This is a genomic window from Mammaliicoccus sciuri, from assembly GCF_002901825.1.
In the GTDB taxonomy this organism is placed as follows: Bacteria; Bacillota; Bacilli; order Staphylococcales; family Staphylococcaceae; genus Mammaliicoccus; species Mammaliicoccus sciuri.
Window position 1 is genome coordinate 120153 of sequence record NZ_PPQD01000034.1, and the last position, 16088, is coordinate 136240.

Below are 16088 nucleotides of genomic sequence, written 5' to 3' on the forward strand. Positions count from 1 at the left end.
AAATAATGACATGTGTATTTTTTATTGTATAATCCATTTAAGGAGTGTGAATAAATGGAACGCGTAAAATCTTTTTTTAATCGAACAATTATAGATGGTTTAAGTTATATGGCTTTAGGTTTGTTTAGTACATTAATTGTTGGACTTATTATTGAAACTTTAGGCCAATCATTAAATACATATTTTGATACATCAATTATGATAGAAATAGGCAAGTTAGCTCAAACTTTAACAGGTGCTGGGGTAGGGGTAGCAGTTAGTTATGGTTTAGGCGCATCACCACTCATTATATTTACAACTGCAGTAACAGGCATGTATGGATATGAACAAGGTGGCGCTGTAGGAAGTTATTTATCTTCAGTATTTGCGAGTGAACTCGGAAGATTATATTCAGGCAAAACTAAAATAGATATTATTTTATCACCGATTTTAACGTTATTTATAGGTGCAGCTATTGCAAAGTTTATAGCGCCATTTATCGATGCATTTATGAAAGCATTAGGAAATTGGATACAATTAAGTACTGATCAACAACCTTTATTAATGGGGATATTCGTTAGTCTTATTGTTGGTCTTACACTAAGTAGTCCAATCTCAAGTGCGGCTTTAGCGTTAATGCTCGGCTTAAGTGGAACAGCGGCAGCAGCAGCTACAATAGGTGGATGTTGTCATATGATCGGATTTGCAGTAACAAGCTATAAGGATAATGGTATTTCAGGCGTTATTGCACATGGTATTGGTACAAGTAAACTTCAAATTCCAAATTATTTAAAGCAACCCTTTATATTAATACCACCAGTCGTAGCAAGTATTGTTGTAGCACCAATTATGACAGTCTTTTGGCCAATGGAAAATAATGCTGCTGGTGCTGGAATGGGTTCAAGTGGACTTGTAGGGCAAATTATGACGATTAAAACAATGGGTAGTACGACAGAAGTATACTTACAAATTGCTTTCTTCCATTTCTTATTACCTGCAGTAATCAGTTTATTTGTTTATCATTTATTGAAGAAGTATCATATAATTAAAGATGGTCAACAAACATTAATGATAGGAAGTGCAAAGAAATGAAACAATTAACGTCAATCGAAGAATACAAATCGTTGATTAACGAACCCACAATATTTATGTTCACAGCATCTTGGTGTCCGGATTGTCATTTTATAGATCCTGATTTACCTGGACTTGAAGAGAAATACAATCAATATCAATTCGTATCAGTTGATCGTGATGAATTTATTGATTTATGTCAAGAAGTTGATGTTATGGGTATTCCAAGTTTTATTGCTTATAACAACGGTCAAGAACTTGGTAGATACGTTGGTAAAGAAAGAAAAACAATTCCACAAATTAGTGCATTTATTGATGGATTAAATAATTAAAATTATATAAAAAAAGCAGGTCGAAAAAAGTTTCTTTTATTTTCGAATTACCTGCTTTTTTATTTTATTTAACTTCATTTAAATATGTTTATCACTGTTACATAACTGCGATTTGTTGTAAACTATATAGAGGTATAAAAATAGGAGTGTTAAGTATGAATGTCTTTCAAATGAGAGATTTATTAAAAGACCGATTGAAAACTTTAGATGCAAATTTTAAGTTTGATAGGGAAAATGAAAGTTTAAGAATTGAACGTACAGATAATCAAAAAGGGCTTTCAGTTAAATTAGCTCCGATTATTGCTAAATATAAAAATAACGGTAATAAAACAATAGACGAAATTGTTTATTACGTCACTGAAACAATAAATGCAATGCAAGATGAATCCAATAAAGAAATTAATAAAATTGAAATCTTGCCTGTCATAAGGTCTACTAGTTTTCATAAAGAAACGAAAGAAGGTACACCTTTTGTCATTGATGAACATACAGCTGAAACAAATATATATTATGCGCTTGATTTAGGTAATACTTATAGACTAATAGATGAGTCTATGCTCAGTGAACTTAATTTAACGAAAGAACAAATTAAAGAGCAAGCGTTATTCAATATTAAAAAGAGAAAAACAACTTACAAGTCTGATGAAGTTCAAGGCAATACATTCTATTTCATTAATACGAATGACGGATATGATGCTTCACGTATTCTCAATCAGACATTCCTAAAAGATGTTTATCAAAATATTGAAGGGGAAATGTTATTAGCTACACCTCACCAAGATGTACTGGTGATTTGTGATATTAAAAATGAAATTGGGTATGATATTGTAGCGCAAATGACGATGCAATTCTTCCAAAATGGCTTAGTGCCAATAACATCATTATCATTCTCTTATACACCTGATAAACCTTTGGAACCAATATTTATTTTAGGTAAAAATCACTCTCGTAAGAGAAACCAAGAAGTTATTGAGCGATTAGAAAAAAATAGAGAAATATTTAAAAAAATGAAAAATAATCAAAAAAGATTGTAAGGAGTAGGAGAAATGAATTTATTTTATAATAAAAATGGTGTTGGCGATGTATTAATGGTTACTTTAGAACCTTTATTTGAAGAATTAGAATATGATTATCAAAATGATTTAACAATTATTAAAAGTGAAGATAAAATTGTTGGATTTAATATATTCAATGCTTCTAAATATGTTCAAATAGAAGGCAATGGCAATATTAAAGTTGAAGAGAAACACATTAATAGTATTCAAGACTTACTAGAGAAAAGTAATATTAATTATAAATTAGACGTTGATTTATCTCCTAAGTTTGTAGTAGGATACGTATCTGAAAAATCAAAACATCCTGATGCAGATAAACTATCAGTATGTAAAGTTGATGTTGGTAATGAAACATTACAAATTGTATGTGGTGCTCCAAATATTGATCAAGAACAAAAAGTTGTTGTTGCTAAAGTAGGAGCCGTAATGCCTAGTGGAATGATTATTAAAGATGCAGAATTACGTGGTGTTCCTTCTAGTGGTATGATTTGTTCAATGAAAGAACTTGATTTAGAAGGTGCTCCAAAAGAAAAAGGTATAATGGTACTAGATGATAGTTATACTGTAGGAACACCATTCTTTGAAGACGAAAGGTAGTGAACCTATGAGTTGGTTTGATGATATATTCGGGCAATCGAAAAATGAACAAAAAAATGAAAAGCAAAAAAGCGATCAAGTGTCTTTTGATCATCATCCTGATGACGATTCAACTAATGAAGAAATTTATAGAAGACCTAAAGGCAAATTTAGATTTCCAATACAAATGGAATATGAAGAACAATCTAATGAAGAGCACCATCAACATGATAATGAAACAAGTCAACGAGAAGAGAAATATCATGATAGTAGATTTTATGATGAAAGCTCAGCTTCTTTTCCAACAAATAGAAGAAGACGTAGAAGAAATCGTAATGTGGATGCATATGAACCTGCTAAGAAGTCAAGAAGTTATGATCAGGATGTAACACATCATTACAATACGAAAAGTAAACAATCTTCTCAACGCTACGACAACAGTAAACGTTATAATGATGACTATCAATTTGAAGAAAGATTGAATGCATTACATCAACCAAAATTTAAAGCTTCTGAAGTGCCTTCAGCAATATTCGGTATGAGAAAACAAAAAGAAGTTCCTAATAGTGGTTTGAAAGATCATTCAACTAAATCAGATAATGATACTGAAAAAGAAAATAAACGTAAACAAAGTAGTGAAATCGTACAAGAAGTCCCTACTTATTCAAAGACGGATAATACGATTAACATTGAAAATATTTATGCTTCACAAATTGTTTCTGAAATTAGAAAAGAACGCGAGAAGAAACTTCAAAAGAAAAAACAATTTGAAAAAGCTTTAAGAGAAAAAAGAGAACAAGAACTTAACAGTCTTGATTCAGAAGAAACAAAGTCACAAATTAAAAACCAAGACTATTACTTAAAACAACAAGCTTCATATATTAAAAAAGATCCAAAAGATTATCAAGACGTGGAAGATGAACAAGAAGAATTGCCAGATGAATTACAAAATGACATACCCCAAGATGAATCAAGCGACTCTCAAGAAGAGACGGTTAATTCTAATGCGTTACAGCCAGACGTCAATGATTTAACTACATATGAATTTAAAGAGATAGACTTAGATTTTGATGATACAGAAGATGACATTAAACAAGACAATGTTGATGATATCATTGAAGAAGTTGAGACTGAACATGAAGAAGACAATTCAACTCATGATTCAATTGAAGAGGAAGCTTCAGAGGTTGAAGAAGTAGAATCGAGCAATGTAGTAGAAGACATTAGTGGAGCCGAAAATATTACTGAAGCTGAAGCAATACAACATTTTGAAGAAGATAATGAAGTTTCAAATGAAGAAGTTATCGAACCATCAGAAATAATAGAGACGCATGATTCTCTTGAAGAAGATGATGATGCATCGATTACACAATCTGATCAATTTGTCGAAGATGATATACATTTTGAAGAAGTAGAAGATTCTGAAGATGAAGAAATAGAAACAATCGATAATGCTGAAGATGTATTAACATTTGATGAAAATGAAGAAGATAATAATGAAAGCTTATTCGAGTCTGATCATTTTGAAGTGGAAAGTGATACAGAAAAACAAGAAGCGGATAATGTTATTGCAGAAGAAGAATCAAATAATAATCCAATAGAAGCTGAAGACACGATTCAACAACCTGAAGAACCTAAAGAAACAACTTCTCACGAACCTATCTTGAAACCTAAGTCTGTTAGAAAGTCTTCACCATTTAACGTGATGATGACACCTTCAGATAAACGCAAACATCAAGCATTTAAGAATTCATCAAATATCAACAAGACGCAAACATCTAACTTTCAAGAAACAGAAAATGAAAGCAACACTGAACAAAATGAGTCTAACCAAGCTGTTAAACGTAAAGGACCATCTTATGTACTTCCACCAGTATCTATATTAGATGATCTAGTTGAGGAAGAAGATAATAGTGAATGGTTAGAGGAAAAGAAAAAAGAACTAGATGAAGCTTTTTATCATTTTAATGTGCCTGCACATGTTGTCAATATGATACAAGGGCCAACTGTTACAAGGTTTGAATTATCTGTTGAAAAAGGTGTTAAAGTATCTAGAATTACTGCGTTGCAAGATGACATTAAGATGGCATTAGCTGCTAAAGATATTCGTATTGAAGCGCCTATTCCAGGTACAAGTTTAGTAGGTATCGAAGTGCCTAATCAAAGTCCTAAAAAGATTCCATTAGGCCAAATGATCACGTCTAAACCTTTTCAACAAGCAGAAAGTAAACTGACTGTAGCAATGGGCTTTAAAATTAATAACGAACCGCTATTAATGGATATTGCTAAGACACCTCATGCGCTCATTGCTGGTGCAACAGGTTCTGGTAAGTCAGTATGTATTAATGCTATCTTAACAAGTTTACTTTATAAAAATCATCCAGATGAGCTGAAACTATTACTGATTGATCCGAAAATGGTAGAGCTTGCACCATATAATAATTTGCCGCATTTAGTTGCGCCAGTTATTACGGATGTTAAAGCAGCAACTGCTAGTTTAAAATGGGCAGTTGAAGAGATGGAACGTAGATATAAGCGTTTTGCTGAATTACATGTTAGAAATATTACTGCATTTAATAAGAAAGCAAATTACGAGCAAAGAATGGCAAAAATCATTATAGTTATAGATGAGTTAGCTGATTTAATGATGATGTCACCTCAAGAAGTTGAACAATCTATTGCTAGAATTGCACAAAAAGCTAGAGCATGTGGTATACATATGATTCTTGCGACACAACGACCATCCGTCAATGTGATTACAGGTTTAATTAAAGCAAACGTACCAACAAGAATATCATTCATGGTATCGTCTTCTATTGACTCTAGAACAATTCTTGATGTTGGTGGAGCAGAGAAATTACTTGGTAATGGTGATATGTTATATCTTGGTAACGGTATGAATAAACCGATAAGAGTTCAAGGTGCATTTGTATCAGATGATGAAATTGATGAAACAGTAGAAAATGTTAGTAGTCAAATGAAACCTAATTATCTATTCAAAAAAGAAACATTGTTGAAAAAGGTAAATGAACAACCTGCTGATGCACTATTTGATGAAGTTTGTGAATTTATGTTAAACGAAGGTCATATTTCAACTTCACTTATACAAAGACATTTCCAAATTGGATATAATAGAGCAGCGAGAATGATTGATAATCTTGAAGAGAGAGGTTATATATCAGGACCTAACGGCTCTAAACCAAGAGATGTACTTATTACTAAAGATATGATAGAAGAAAGAGAAACTAACATTTAAGAAATAGAAGGAGTGACATGAAATGACATTATTTCATTTTGTCGGCATAAAAGGTGCAGGTATGAGTTCACTTGCACAAATCATGCACGACATGGGACATAAAGTACAAGGTTCTGATATAGAGAATACAGTATTTACTGAAATAGCATTAAAAAATAAAGGCATTAAAATATTACCTTTTGATGTAGAAAATATTCAAGAAGGCATGACTGTTATAGCAGGTAATGCCTTTCCAGATACACACCCTGAAATAGCAAAAGCTTACGACATGGGACTTGAAGTAAAAAGATATCATATATTCCTAGGTGAATTTATGTCTCAATATACATCAGTCGCTGTTACAGGTGCACACGGTAAAACATCGACAACTGGATTATTATCACATGTCATGAATGGTGATCAAAAGACATCATTCTTAATAGGTGATGGAACAGGTATGGGATTACCTGATAGCTCATACTTTGCTTTTGAAGCTTGTGAATATAGAAGACACTTTTTAAGTTATTATCCAGATTATGCGATTATGACAAATATTGATTTTGATCATCCAGACTATTTTAAAGATTTACAAGACGTAACAAATGCATTCCAAGAGATGGCTAGTAATGTAAAAAAAGCAATCGTTGCTTGGGGACATGACGCTGAACTTAGAAAAATTAAAGCGGATGTTCCAATTTACTTTTATGGTTTCGAACACGACAATGATGTCTATGCTGAAAATATTCAAACGTCTTCTAAAGGTACAACATTTGATGTATACTTCAAATCTAAAAACGAACTCATAGGTACATTTACAACACCTATGTATGGTGATCACCACGTTCTAAATGCATTAGCTGTTATTGCAATTTGCCATTTAGAAAAACTTGATATTGAAAATATTAAAGAAGCATTATTAACTTTTGGTGGTGTAAAAAGAAGATTTAGTGAAAGTTTTTACGATAATCAAATCTTAATCGATGACTATGCACACCATCCGAGAGAAATAAATGCTACAATTGAATCAGCTAGAAAAAAATATCCTGAAAATGAAGTGGTTGCAGTATTTCAGCCACATACATTTTCAAGAACAGAAACTTTCTTAAACGAATTTGCTGAAAGTTTAAACCTTGCTGATAAAGTATATTTATGTGACATCTTTGGTTCTATTCGAGAACAACAAGGTGAGCTGACAATACATGATTTAAAAGCATTAATTCCTAATGCGGATTTAATTAGTGAAGAATCTGTTTCTCAGCTACAAAAGCATGATAATGGTGTTATACTATTTATGGGTGCTGGAGATATTCAAAAAGTTCAAAAAGCCTATGTTACTTCACTATCACATTTAATATAATATGTTTATACTTTAATAGTGAGGGTATTAAATATTAGTAAATCGAATAAAGAATAGTTTTATAATTATTAGGAGGCGTTCAGTATGGATTGGATTTTACCAATAGCAGGCATAATTGCTGCGGTTGCATTTTTAATTATTTGTGTTGTCTTAGCACTATTTTTAATGCAATTATTAAAAACAGTTAAAGGAATTAATGAAACTTTAGATGGCATTCAAGGCCAAATACAAGGTATCACTCGTGAATCTACAGATTTACTTCATAAAGCAAATCGTTTAACTGAAGATATTCAAGATAAATCATTACGCTTAAACTCAGTAGTAGATGCAGTTAAAGGTGTTGGAGATTCTGTACAAACACTTAATAATTCAGTAGATAGAGTTACAAACTCTATTACACACAATATCTCACAAAATGAAGATAAGATTTCTCAAGTTATTCAATGGTCAAATGTTGCAATGGAAGTTGCAGATAAATGGCAATTAAGAAGAGATCGTAGAAGTAATGTATCGTACAAAAATAATGTAAATGCTTCTAAAGATTTTGAAGCGCAAGTGCCGAAAGACTACAATGAAAAAACAACATCAGGTGACAACTTAGATGAAGATAAAATTGGTGCAGGCTTGAAAAAATAAAGTGCATGGAAGCAAATAACAATCTTTTCAGGCTGAGGCATATAAAAAATGTCACAGCCTGATTTCTTTAATAAAATTAGGGGGAAAATAAAATGGAAAACAAATACAATAGAGATTTATATACACATGGTCTAGAAACATATGAAGCTGAATATGAAAAAAATACAAACGGTAGAGATTTTGTATTTGGTGTAGTATTAGGTACAGTAGTAGGCGGAATTGTTGGTTTATTACTAGCACCTAAATCAGGGAAAGAACTACAAGATGATTTAAGTGAGAAATCAAACAAAATTATCGATGACGTTAAAACTAAAACTGACGACTTAAAAGTTCAAGCTCAATCTAAAGCTGAAGAAATCAAAACACAAGCTGAAGAAAAGAAAGAAGAAGTCAAAACTAAAGTTGAAGATAAAAAAGCACAAGCGAGCGAAAAAGCAGAAGAAGTGAAAGCTAAAGCTGCTGATAAAAAAGAAGAAGCTAGTCAAAAAGCGGAAGAAGTAAAAGCTAAAGCTACAGATAAAAAAGAAGAAGTTAAAACAAAAGCTTCAGAAAAGAAAACAGAAACTAAGAAAAAAGCAGAAGAAGTAAAATCTAAACAAGCTGAAAAGAAAGCTAACAAAGGCGTTGTAACAGCTGACGATGTAGGCGATGAAGAATTAAAAGCACAAAAAGGTGCGATTAAATCTGAAGTAGAAAATGAAGACTTAAAAGGTCCAAAAACAGTTGTAGAGAAAAAAACTTTCGATAAAAAATAATAAATAAGTGATGTATAACGCATATTATTTGTACTACCGAAAAGTTATAACATAACTTTTCGGTAGTTTTTTATATTGTAATGAACACCATTATAAATTAAAATATACTTTATTAGTCTGATTAGTAATAAACTTTAATATTTTTGAGATGTTGGGGTTGAATCAGATCATTTTAATTGTTATACTAACATCTAATTACTTATATATTTTATCGCTTTAAAGTATGTGAGTTAAATTGTTTACATGAGGTGAAAAGGATGTCAAATGAATTAGAGAATTTAAGAAAAAGAATTGAAGGTATTAATGATGAAATTTTAGCTTTATTACAAGAGCGTGGTACTTTAGCTAAAAAAATTGGTGAAGAAAAACGTAAACAAGGTACTCAAGTATATGATCCACAACGTGAAAAAGAAATGTTAAATCATTTAATTGATAATAACCAAGGACCATATAACGACAATACTATTAAGCAATTATTTAAAGAGATCTTTAAAGCTTCTACTGACTTACAAAAATCTGAAAATGAAAAACATTTATATGTTTCTCGTAAATTAAAACCAGAAGATACTATTGTACAATTCGACAATGGTGCAATTATTGGTAATAATAAAAAATCATTCGTATTCGGGCCGTGTTCTGTAGAATCACAAGAACAAGTTGATACTGTTGCGAAAGAATTAGCTGATAGAGGCGAAAAATTCATTAGAGGTGGCGCATTTAAACCACGTACTTCTCCTTATGACTTCCAAGGTTTAGGTGAAGAAGGATTAAAAATTCTTAAAAATACTAAAGATAAATACGGTTTAAATATCGTAAGTGAAATTGTAAATCCTGCACACTTTGAAATGGCTGATGAATACTTAGATGTATTCCAAATTGGTGCAAGAAACATGCAAAACTTTGAGTTATTAAAAGAAGCAGGTAAAACAAACAAACCTATCTTATTAAAACGTGGTCTTTCTGCAACTATCGAAGAATTCATTTACGCTGCAGAATATATTCATTCACAAGGTAACAATAATATTATCTTATGTGAACGTGGTATTAGAACATATGAAAAAGCTACAAGAAACACATTAGATATTTCAGCAGTTCCAATTTTAAAGCAAGGTACACATCTACCAGTTATGGTAGACGTTACGCATAGTACTGGTCGTAAAGACATCATGCTACCATGTGCTAAAGCTGCATTAGCAGTTGGAGCTGACGGTGTAATGGCAGAAGTACATCCTGATCCATCAGTAGCGTTAAGTGACGCTGGACAACAAATGGACTTAAATGAATTTGACGCATTCTACAAAGAAATCGTTGAAGCTGCTAAATTATACGAAAAATAATTTTCATATACATCGACTGGCGAAAAGTTATCATAACTTTTCGCCAGTTTTTATGTTGTAAATCAACACATGTTCGTTTGTTTTCTGAAAAACTATTTACAATTTACACAATGCTCAAAAATATTAGAGCAATTGTATCGACAACACCTCTATAATCTTTTATAATTGTTAATTGTGAGTTCGCTTTCATATATTTTGAAAACATTATGAAAACGTGCTAGAATAAAGTAGAAAACGTTTTCAAGATAGGAGGATATTATGACTGTAACAATATATGATGTTGCAAGAGAAGCAAAAGTATCAATGGCAACAGTTTCACGTGTAGTGAATGGCAACCAAAATGTAAAGCCTTCAACACGTGATAAAGTAAATGAAGTAATTAAAAGATTAAATTATAGACCTAATGCTGTAGCTAGAGGTTTAGCAAGTAAGAAAACAACAACTGTTGGGGTAATTATTCCTGACATTTCAAATGTTTATTATTCTGAATTAGCTCGTGGTTTAGAAGATATTGCTACTATGTATAAATATCATACAATCATTTCAAATTCTGATAATGATAGTGAAAAAGAACAAGAGATATTTAATAATTTATTAAGTAAACAAGTTGACGGCATTATTTTCTTAGGTGGTACTTTAACAGATGAAACAGTAGACCTTATTGATAAATCATCAGTACCAGTAGTCGTATCAGGTACGAATGATAAAGACTCTAAACTTGCTTCAGTTAACATTAACTATACAGAAGCTAGTAAAGAAATTGCTGAGTCATTGATTAAGAAAGGTGCTAAGAAATTTGCATTTGTAGGTGGAGGATATTCAGAAAAAGCACAAGATGATGCTTTTAAAGGATTAGAACTTGCACTTCAAGAAGCTGGACTTGAAATCGAAGACAATGCTAAATTTGTTGGTAATGAAACATATAAAGATGGTAGTCGTGCTTATGAGGCTGTTTCTCAAGATAAGCCGGATGTTATTTTATGTATTAGTGATGAACAAGCAATTGGTATTGTACACGCAGCACAAGATGCAGGCGTTAATGTACCAAATGATTTACAAGTTGTAAGTTTCAATAATACAAGATTAGTTCATATGGTTAGACCTCAATTATCAAGTGTGACACAACCATTATATGATATTGGTGCAGTTGGTATGAGATTATTAACTAAATATATGAATGATGAACAAATTGATGAACCTAATGTGATTTTACCTTATAGAGTAGAATATAGAGGTACAACTAAATAATATAGAAAGACGAGAGCGGGACAGAAATCTAATTTATATAAAATGATTTCGTAGTCCCGCCCCGGGAAGGATGACTAGAGTTGAAAAAAGCTTGGTACAAGCGCATTTTCAATTCAGACATCTACTGCCAAGTTGCAAAAAGAGACTGAGACATTACATTATGTCCCAGTCTCGTCTTTTTTTACATTTAATCAAACCAATCTAATATTCTTAGTTTAGTATTATTATTTTTTTCTGTTATTTCTTTTCTTCTAGGTATGTCAGTATAGTCTTCTTTTTCATCTATCCAAGTTGAAGGTAGTGGTAATGGTGCGTGTGGTTGGTATTTTTGTAACCATGAATCTGGTATTGATCCTTCAGGTGTTTCTAGGTCATTTAGTGCAAACCATACATGTGACCACGCTCTAGGTACAACGCGCCATATATTATAGCCACCGCCTCCAATCATAATGATTTTGCCATCACAATATTTATCAGCTAAACCTTTAACGATATATGGTATTTTATACAATGTATCAAGTGTGCAACTTAAATGTGTGAGTGGATCTAAATAATGTATATCCACACCATTTACACTTAGTATGACATCTGGTTTATATGCTTTACAAACTGCTTCTACTGTATCTTTAAAAACGTCTATGTATGAATCGTCTTCTGTATAAGCATCTAATGGTACATTGACAGTCGTTCCAAATCCTTTGCCATCACCGCGTTCTGTTAACGCACCAGTGCCTGGAAATAAGTATCGACCAGTTTCATGTATAGAATAGTTCATGACATCTTCGTTTGTATAAAATGACCATTGTACGCCATCGCCGTGATGTGCGTCTGTATCAATATATAAGACACGTTGATTATACTTTGATTGCATGTATTGAATGGCAACAGCACTGTCATTATATATACAAAATCCGCTCGCTTTACCTTTAAAGCCATGATGTAAGCCACCGCCAAGATGGCATGCTCTTGTTGCTTCTCCAGTCATAACGGCATCTACTGCACTTAAAGTTCCACCAACAACACGTGCACTATTTTCATGCATATTTATAAATTGTGGCGTGTCTTCAGAATTTAATCCGTATTTATCATATTCTTTTAATGGTAAATCACCATTACCAGCTTTCTTTATTGCTTCTATATAATTTGGTTCATGTACGAGTTGAAGTTCTTCATCAGTCGCTACCCGAGGTGAAATAATATGTGCTTCGGTTAATACACCTAAATCAAAGAGTAAATCAGTTGTTAATTTAAGTCTCATTTGATTGAAAGGGTGACTATCTGAAAAACGATATTTCAATAAATCTTCAGAATATACATATTTAACATTAGTCATTTTTTATACCAAACGGATAGATGACATGGTAATCTTGTTCTTCTAATAATTTGTATATTTTCTCTGGATTCATTGATTTCACTCGTAACATCAGGTATCTCTTATTAATATCTTGTTGATCTGCATATGCTAAAACGTTTAAGATATCAATATTTTGTTCTTTAAATATTCTAGTAATATCATGAAGTGCGCCAACTTTATCATCAATATGTACTTCAATAATAGAACCAGGCATAGTCACACCTGTAAGTTCTAAAAATGTATTGAGCATGTCTTTTTGGGTAACGATACCAATTACTTTATTATCTCGAATAACTGGAATTGAACCAATAGACATTTCATAAAAATCTAGTGCAATATCTTCTACGAAATCAAGTGGATGGCAACGTATCACATTACGTCTCATTATTTTTGAAACAGATAATGACAAACTTTTGTTGGGCTCGTCATCAGATAATATACTAGGCAGAGCCATTTTTATATCTCTATCAGAAATAATACCGAGTAAATGATCTTCTTCATCAATAATCGGTAAATGTCTAATTTCTTTTTGTGTCATTAATACTAAAGCATCTTCAATAGATTTATCACTTTGTATTGTTGTACAAGGTGATGTCATAATTTTTTCAACTAACATAAATTCAAACCCCCTCTAAAAGAAAAATCTATTCATAAATCTGAGTTTATCAAATGCTTCCATTTGTTCTTGTTGAATATTTTGTCCAATCCTTGCCATTAGGCTATTAGCTGGATGACTAATTATTTCAGGGTCGTCTGTTGCAAACACTTCTAATCCACCTTCAGCCATCATTTTATGCATGATTTTTTGATATTGATAAACATCTAAACCACTGTTTTTTAAATCCCAATGCCAATAATATTCAGTTGTAATGACGATGAAATCTTCCATTTCAGGCGCTTTCATAGCAAGTTGAAGCATTTTTTTACCTAGACCATATTTACGATAATCTAAAGACAATTCAATAGCACCTAACTCTAGAATATACGGTAAATTACCATCAGACCATCTTTCTAATGGGTCAGGGTATAAGTATGTCGTATAACCGATAATATGTTGATCAATACGTGCGATAATTATTCTTCCTTCAGGCAATTCAGCAATTTCAATAATGGCTTCAAATTGTTCTTTAGATACTCTAAAACTATTGAGTCCTTCATCAAAAGTCATGTTTCGTAATTCATCTGGATGTACAGGTCCTTCAACGATAATATCTGTGTCTTTATCATAGGGGACAGTTTCAGATATAAAAGTCTTCTTGAATTCCAATGTTGTACCTCCTTTCATTAAGTATGATATTCTATATTTGCAATATGTATTTTGAATAATCAAATTTTTTTGAAAAGTATCATCTATTTATATTATAATGTAAATAGGCTTTATTGAAAACGATTACATTCATAAAAGGGGAGATTTAAATGAAAGTCGAAGTTTACGAAGCATTAAATGATTCTTATAACCTTGCTGATTATGATGAAACAGTAAAAAATCATAATTGGAAAGATATCGAAAAGAATTTCAGTTGGAGTGAAACTGGAAAAATAAATATGGCTTACGAATGTATCGATCGTCATGTAGACAATGGTAAAGGGGACAAAATTGCACTTCATTATAAAGATAGCAATAGACAAGATAGTTATACATTTAAAGAATTACAAATCGCGAGTAATAAAGCTGCAAATGTCTTGAAAAATGAAGCGAATGTACAAAAAGGTGATAGAGTATTTATATTTATGCCTAGAACACCTGAATTATATTTCTCTTTATTAGGTACTTTGAAGATTGGGGCTATCGTAGGACCATTATTCGAAGCTTTTATGGAAAAAGCAGTTAAAGACAGATTAGAAAATAGTGAAGCTAAAGTGATCATTACGACGAATGATTTAGTTGGTAGAATTCCGAAAGATGAATTACCAAACCTTGAACATATTGTCGTTGTAGATGACGAAGTAAGTGATGAATACATTGATTTCAATCAATCATTTGAACAAGCAAGTGATGAATTTGATATTGAATGGTTAGATAGAGAAGATGGTTTGATCTTACATTATACATCAGGTTCTACAGGACAACCTAAAGGTGTATTACATGTTCAAGAGGCTATGATCGTACATTATATATCTGGTAAATATGTATTAGACTTTAAAGAAGATGACGTTTATTGGTGTACAGCTGACCCAGGTTGGGTAACAGGCACATCATACGGTATCTTTAGTCCATGGTTAAATGGTGTTACAAATTGCATTGTCGGTGGAAGATTTTCGCCTGAAGGTTGGTATGACTTTATTCAAACATATGGCGTAACAATTTGGTATACAGCACCAACAGCACTACGTATGTTAATGGGTGCTGGTGATGATGTTGTTAGTAAGTATGATCTTTCATCATTAAGACATGTGCTTTCAGTTGGTGAACCATTAAACCCTGAAGTTATTAAATGGGCACATAACGTATTTAATCATAGAGTACATGATACATGGTGGATGACTGAAACAGGTGGACATATGATTGTAAACTATCCTTCTATGGATATACGTGCTGGTTCGATGGGTAAACCATTACCAGGTATTGAAGCAGCAATTGTAGATGATCAAGGTAATGAATTACCACCGAATAGAATGGGTAACTTAGCCCTTAAAAAAGGTTGGCCATCAATGATGAGAACAATTTGGAATAATCAACCTAAATACGATTCTTACTTTATCAATGATGAGTGGTATGTTTCAGGAGATTCTGCATATAAAGATGAAGATGGTTATTACTGGTTCCAAGGTAGAGTTGATGATGTAATTATGACTGCTGGTGAACGTGTAGGTCCATTTGAGGTTGAATCTAAACTCGTTGAACATCCAGCTGTTGCTGAAGCGGGTGTTATCGGTAAACCTGACCCAGTAAGAGGTGAAATTATTAAAGCATTTATTGCTTTAAGAGATGGCTATGAAGAATCAGACGAACTTAAAGAAGAAATTAGAAAGTTTGTTAAAGAAGGATTAGCTGGTCATGCAGCACCTCGTGAAATTGAATTTAAAGATAAATTACCTAAGACACGTTCAGGTAAAATTATGAGACGTGTACTTAAAGCATGGGAATTAGATTTACCAGCAGGTGACTTATCTACGCTTGAAGATTAATTTAAATAAAGTTCACGTCATATA

General features: G+C 32.1%; 14 protein-coding genes. 11 read left to right on the forward strand and 3 right to left on the reverse strand.

The annotated features are described in order from the left end of the window. The first annotated feature begins 54 nt into the window (after nt 1-54). From CD035_RS12065 to ccpA, 10 genes are all read left to right on the forward strand, one after another. Complete coding sequence (locus CD035_RS12065; protein WP_048539562.1) at nt 55-1071, forward strand: PTS transporter subunit IIC; 1017 nt, start codon at nt 55-57, stop codon at nt 1069-1071. Continuing rightward, a complete protein-coding gene (locus CD035_RS12070; protein WP_037588574.1) occupies nt 1068-1382 on the forward strand; it encodes a thioredoxin family protein in 315 nt (104 codons plus the stop codon). The genes CD035_RS12065 and CD035_RS12070 overlap by 4 nt, the downstream gene beginning before the upstream one ends. 155 nt (nt 1383-1537) lie before the next feature. Then, the gene (locus CD035_RS12075) at nt 1538-2416 is read left to right on the forward strand and encodes a DUF1444 domain-containing protein (protein WP_025905281.1); all 879 of its coding nucleotides are present in this window, start codon (nt 1538-1540) and stop codon (nt 2414-2416) included. A 12-nt stretch (nt 2417-2428) separates the two neighbouring features. Beyond that, complete coding sequence (ytpR, locus tag CD035_RS12080) at nt 2429-3034, forward strand: YtpR family tRNA-binding protein (protein ID WP_048539563.1); 606 nt, start codon at nt 2429-2431, stop codon at nt 3032-3034. Between the two features lie 7 nt (nt 3035-3041). Then, on the forward strand, nt 3042-6269 hold the full coding sequence (locus CD035_RS12085) for a DNA translocase FtsK (protein WP_080964636.1): 3228 nt from the start codon (nt 3042-3044) through the stop codon (nt 6267-6269). Nucleotides 6270-6291: 22 nt separating this feature from the next. Continuing rightward, nucleotides 6292-7605, forward strand: a complete 1314-nt coding sequence (gene murC, locus CD035_RS12090) for a UDP-N-acetylmuramate--L-alanine ligase (RefSeq protein ID WP_048539565.1) — start codon at nt 6292-6294, stop codon at nt 7603-7605. A gap of 84 nt (nt 7606-7689) precedes the next feature. Then, nucleotides 7690-8241 carry a DUF948 domain-containing protein gene (locus CD035_RS12095; protein WP_048539566.1) on the forward strand — a complete coding sequence of 184 codons (552 nt, stop codon included), beginning with the start codon at nt 7690-7692 and terminating at the stop codon, nt 8239-8241. A gap of 92 nt (nt 8242-8333) precedes the next feature. After that, the gene (locus tag CD035_RS12100; RefSeq protein ID WP_048539567.1) at nt 8334-8996 is read left to right on the forward strand and encodes a YtxH domain-containing protein; all 663 of its coding nucleotides are present in this window, start codon (nt 8334-8336) and stop codon (nt 8994-8996) included. Between the two features lie 257 nt (nt 8997-9253). Continuing rightward, nucleotides 9254-10333: a bifunctional 3-deoxy-7-phosphoheptulonate synthase/chorismate mutase gene (locus tag CD035_RS12105; protein WP_048539568.1), complete on the forward strand. Its 1080-nt coding sequence runs from the start codon at nt 9254-9256 to the stop codon at nt 10331-10333. Nucleotides 10334-10591: 258 nt separating this feature from the next. Beyond that, nucleotides 10592-11581 (forward strand): catabolite control protein A, encoded by a 990-nt coding sequence (gene ccpA, locus CD035_RS12110; RefSeq protein WP_025905288.1) that lies wholly within the window; start codon nt 10592-10594, stop codon nt 11579-11581. Between the two features lie 187 nt (nt 11582-11768). Here ccpA and CD035_RS12115 read toward each other — a convergent pair whose 3' ends face one another. The 3 genes from CD035_RS12115 to CD035_RS12125 are packed head-to-tail and all read right to left on the reverse strand — an operon-like array spanning nt 11769 to nt 14202. Next, nucleotides 11769-12914 (reverse strand): acetoin utilization protein AcuC, encoded by a 1146-nt coding sequence (locus tag CD035_RS12115; RefSeq protein ID WP_048539569.1) that lies wholly within the window; start codon nt 12912-12914, stop codon nt 11769-11771. Further along, nucleotides 12907-13551, reverse strand: a complete 645-nt coding sequence (locus CD035_RS12120; protein ID WP_048539570.1) for a CBS and ACT domain-containing protein — start codon at nt 13549-13551, stop codon at nt 12907-12909. The genes CD035_RS12115 and CD035_RS12120 overlap by 8 nt, the downstream gene beginning before the upstream one ends. A gap of 15 nt (nt 13552-13566) precedes the next feature. Beyond that, the gene (locus CD035_RS12125) at nt 13567-14202 is read right to left on the reverse strand and encodes a GNAT family N-acetyltransferase (protein ID WP_037588559.1); all 636 of its coding nucleotides are present in this window, start codon (nt 14200-14202) and stop codon (nt 13567-13569) included. Between the two features lie 149 nt (nt 14203-14351). On the opposite strand from CD035_RS12125, the gene acsA reads away from it, so the two are divergent. Next, the gene (gene acsA / locus CD035_RS12130; protein ID WP_048539571.1) at nt 14352-16064 is read left to right on the forward strand and encodes an acetate--CoA ligase; all 1713 of its coding nucleotides are present in this window, start codon (nt 14352-14354) and stop codon (nt 16062-16064) included. The last annotated feature ends 24 nt before the right edge of the window (nt 16065-16088 follow it).

Excerpts from the sequence above, each read along its gene's own strand:
- CD035_RS12065 (WP_048539562.1), top strand. The coding sequence starts at position 55 with ATGGAACGCGTAAAATCTTTTTTTAATCGAACAATTATAGATGGTTTA.
- CD035_RS12070 (WP_037588574.1), top strand. The coding sequence starts at position 1,068 with ATGAAACAATTAACGTCAATCGAAGAATACAAATCGTTGATTAACGAA.
- CD035_RS12075 (WP_025905281.1), top strand. The coding sequence starts at position 1,538 with ATGAATGTCTTTCAAATGAGAGATTTATTAAAAGACCGATTGAAAACT.
- ytpR (WP_048539563.1), top strand. The coding sequence starts at position 2,429 with ATGAATTTATTTTATAATAAAAATGGTGTTGGCGATGTATTAATGGTT.
- CD035_RS12085 (WP_080964636.1), top strand. The coding sequence starts at position 3,042 with ATGAGTTGGTTTGATGATATATTCGGGCAATCGAAAAATGAACAAAAA.
- murC (WP_048539565.1), top strand. The coding sequence starts at position 6,292 with ATGACATTATTTCATTTTGTCGGCATAAAAGGTGCAGGTATGAGTTCA.
- CD035_RS12095 (WP_048539566.1), top strand. The coding sequence starts at position 7,690 with ATGGATTGGATTTTACCAATAGCAGGCATAATTGCTGCGGTTGCATTT.
- CD035_RS12100 (WP_048539567.1), top strand. The coding sequence starts at position 8,334 with ATGGAAAACAAATACAATAGAGATTTATATACACATGGTCTAGAAACA.
- CD035_RS12105 (WP_048539568.1), top strand. The coding sequence starts at position 9,254 with ATGTCAAATGAATTAGAGAATTTAAGAAAAAGAATTGAAGGTATTAAT.
- ccpA (WP_025905288.1), top strand. The coding sequence starts at position 10,592 with ATGACTGTAACAATATATGATGTTGCAAGAGAAGCAAAAGTATCAATG.
- CD035_RS12115 (WP_048539569.1), bottom strand. The coding sequence starts at position 12,914 with ATGACTAATGTTAAATATGTATATTCTGAAGATTTATTGAAATATCGT.
- CD035_RS12120 (WP_048539570.1), bottom strand. The coding sequence starts at position 13,551 with ATGTTAGTTGAAAAAATTATGACATCACCTTGTACAACAATACAAAGT.
- acsA (WP_048539571.1), top strand. The coding sequence starts at position 14,352 with ATGAAAGTCGAAGTTTACGAAGCATTAAATGATTCTTATAACCTTGCT.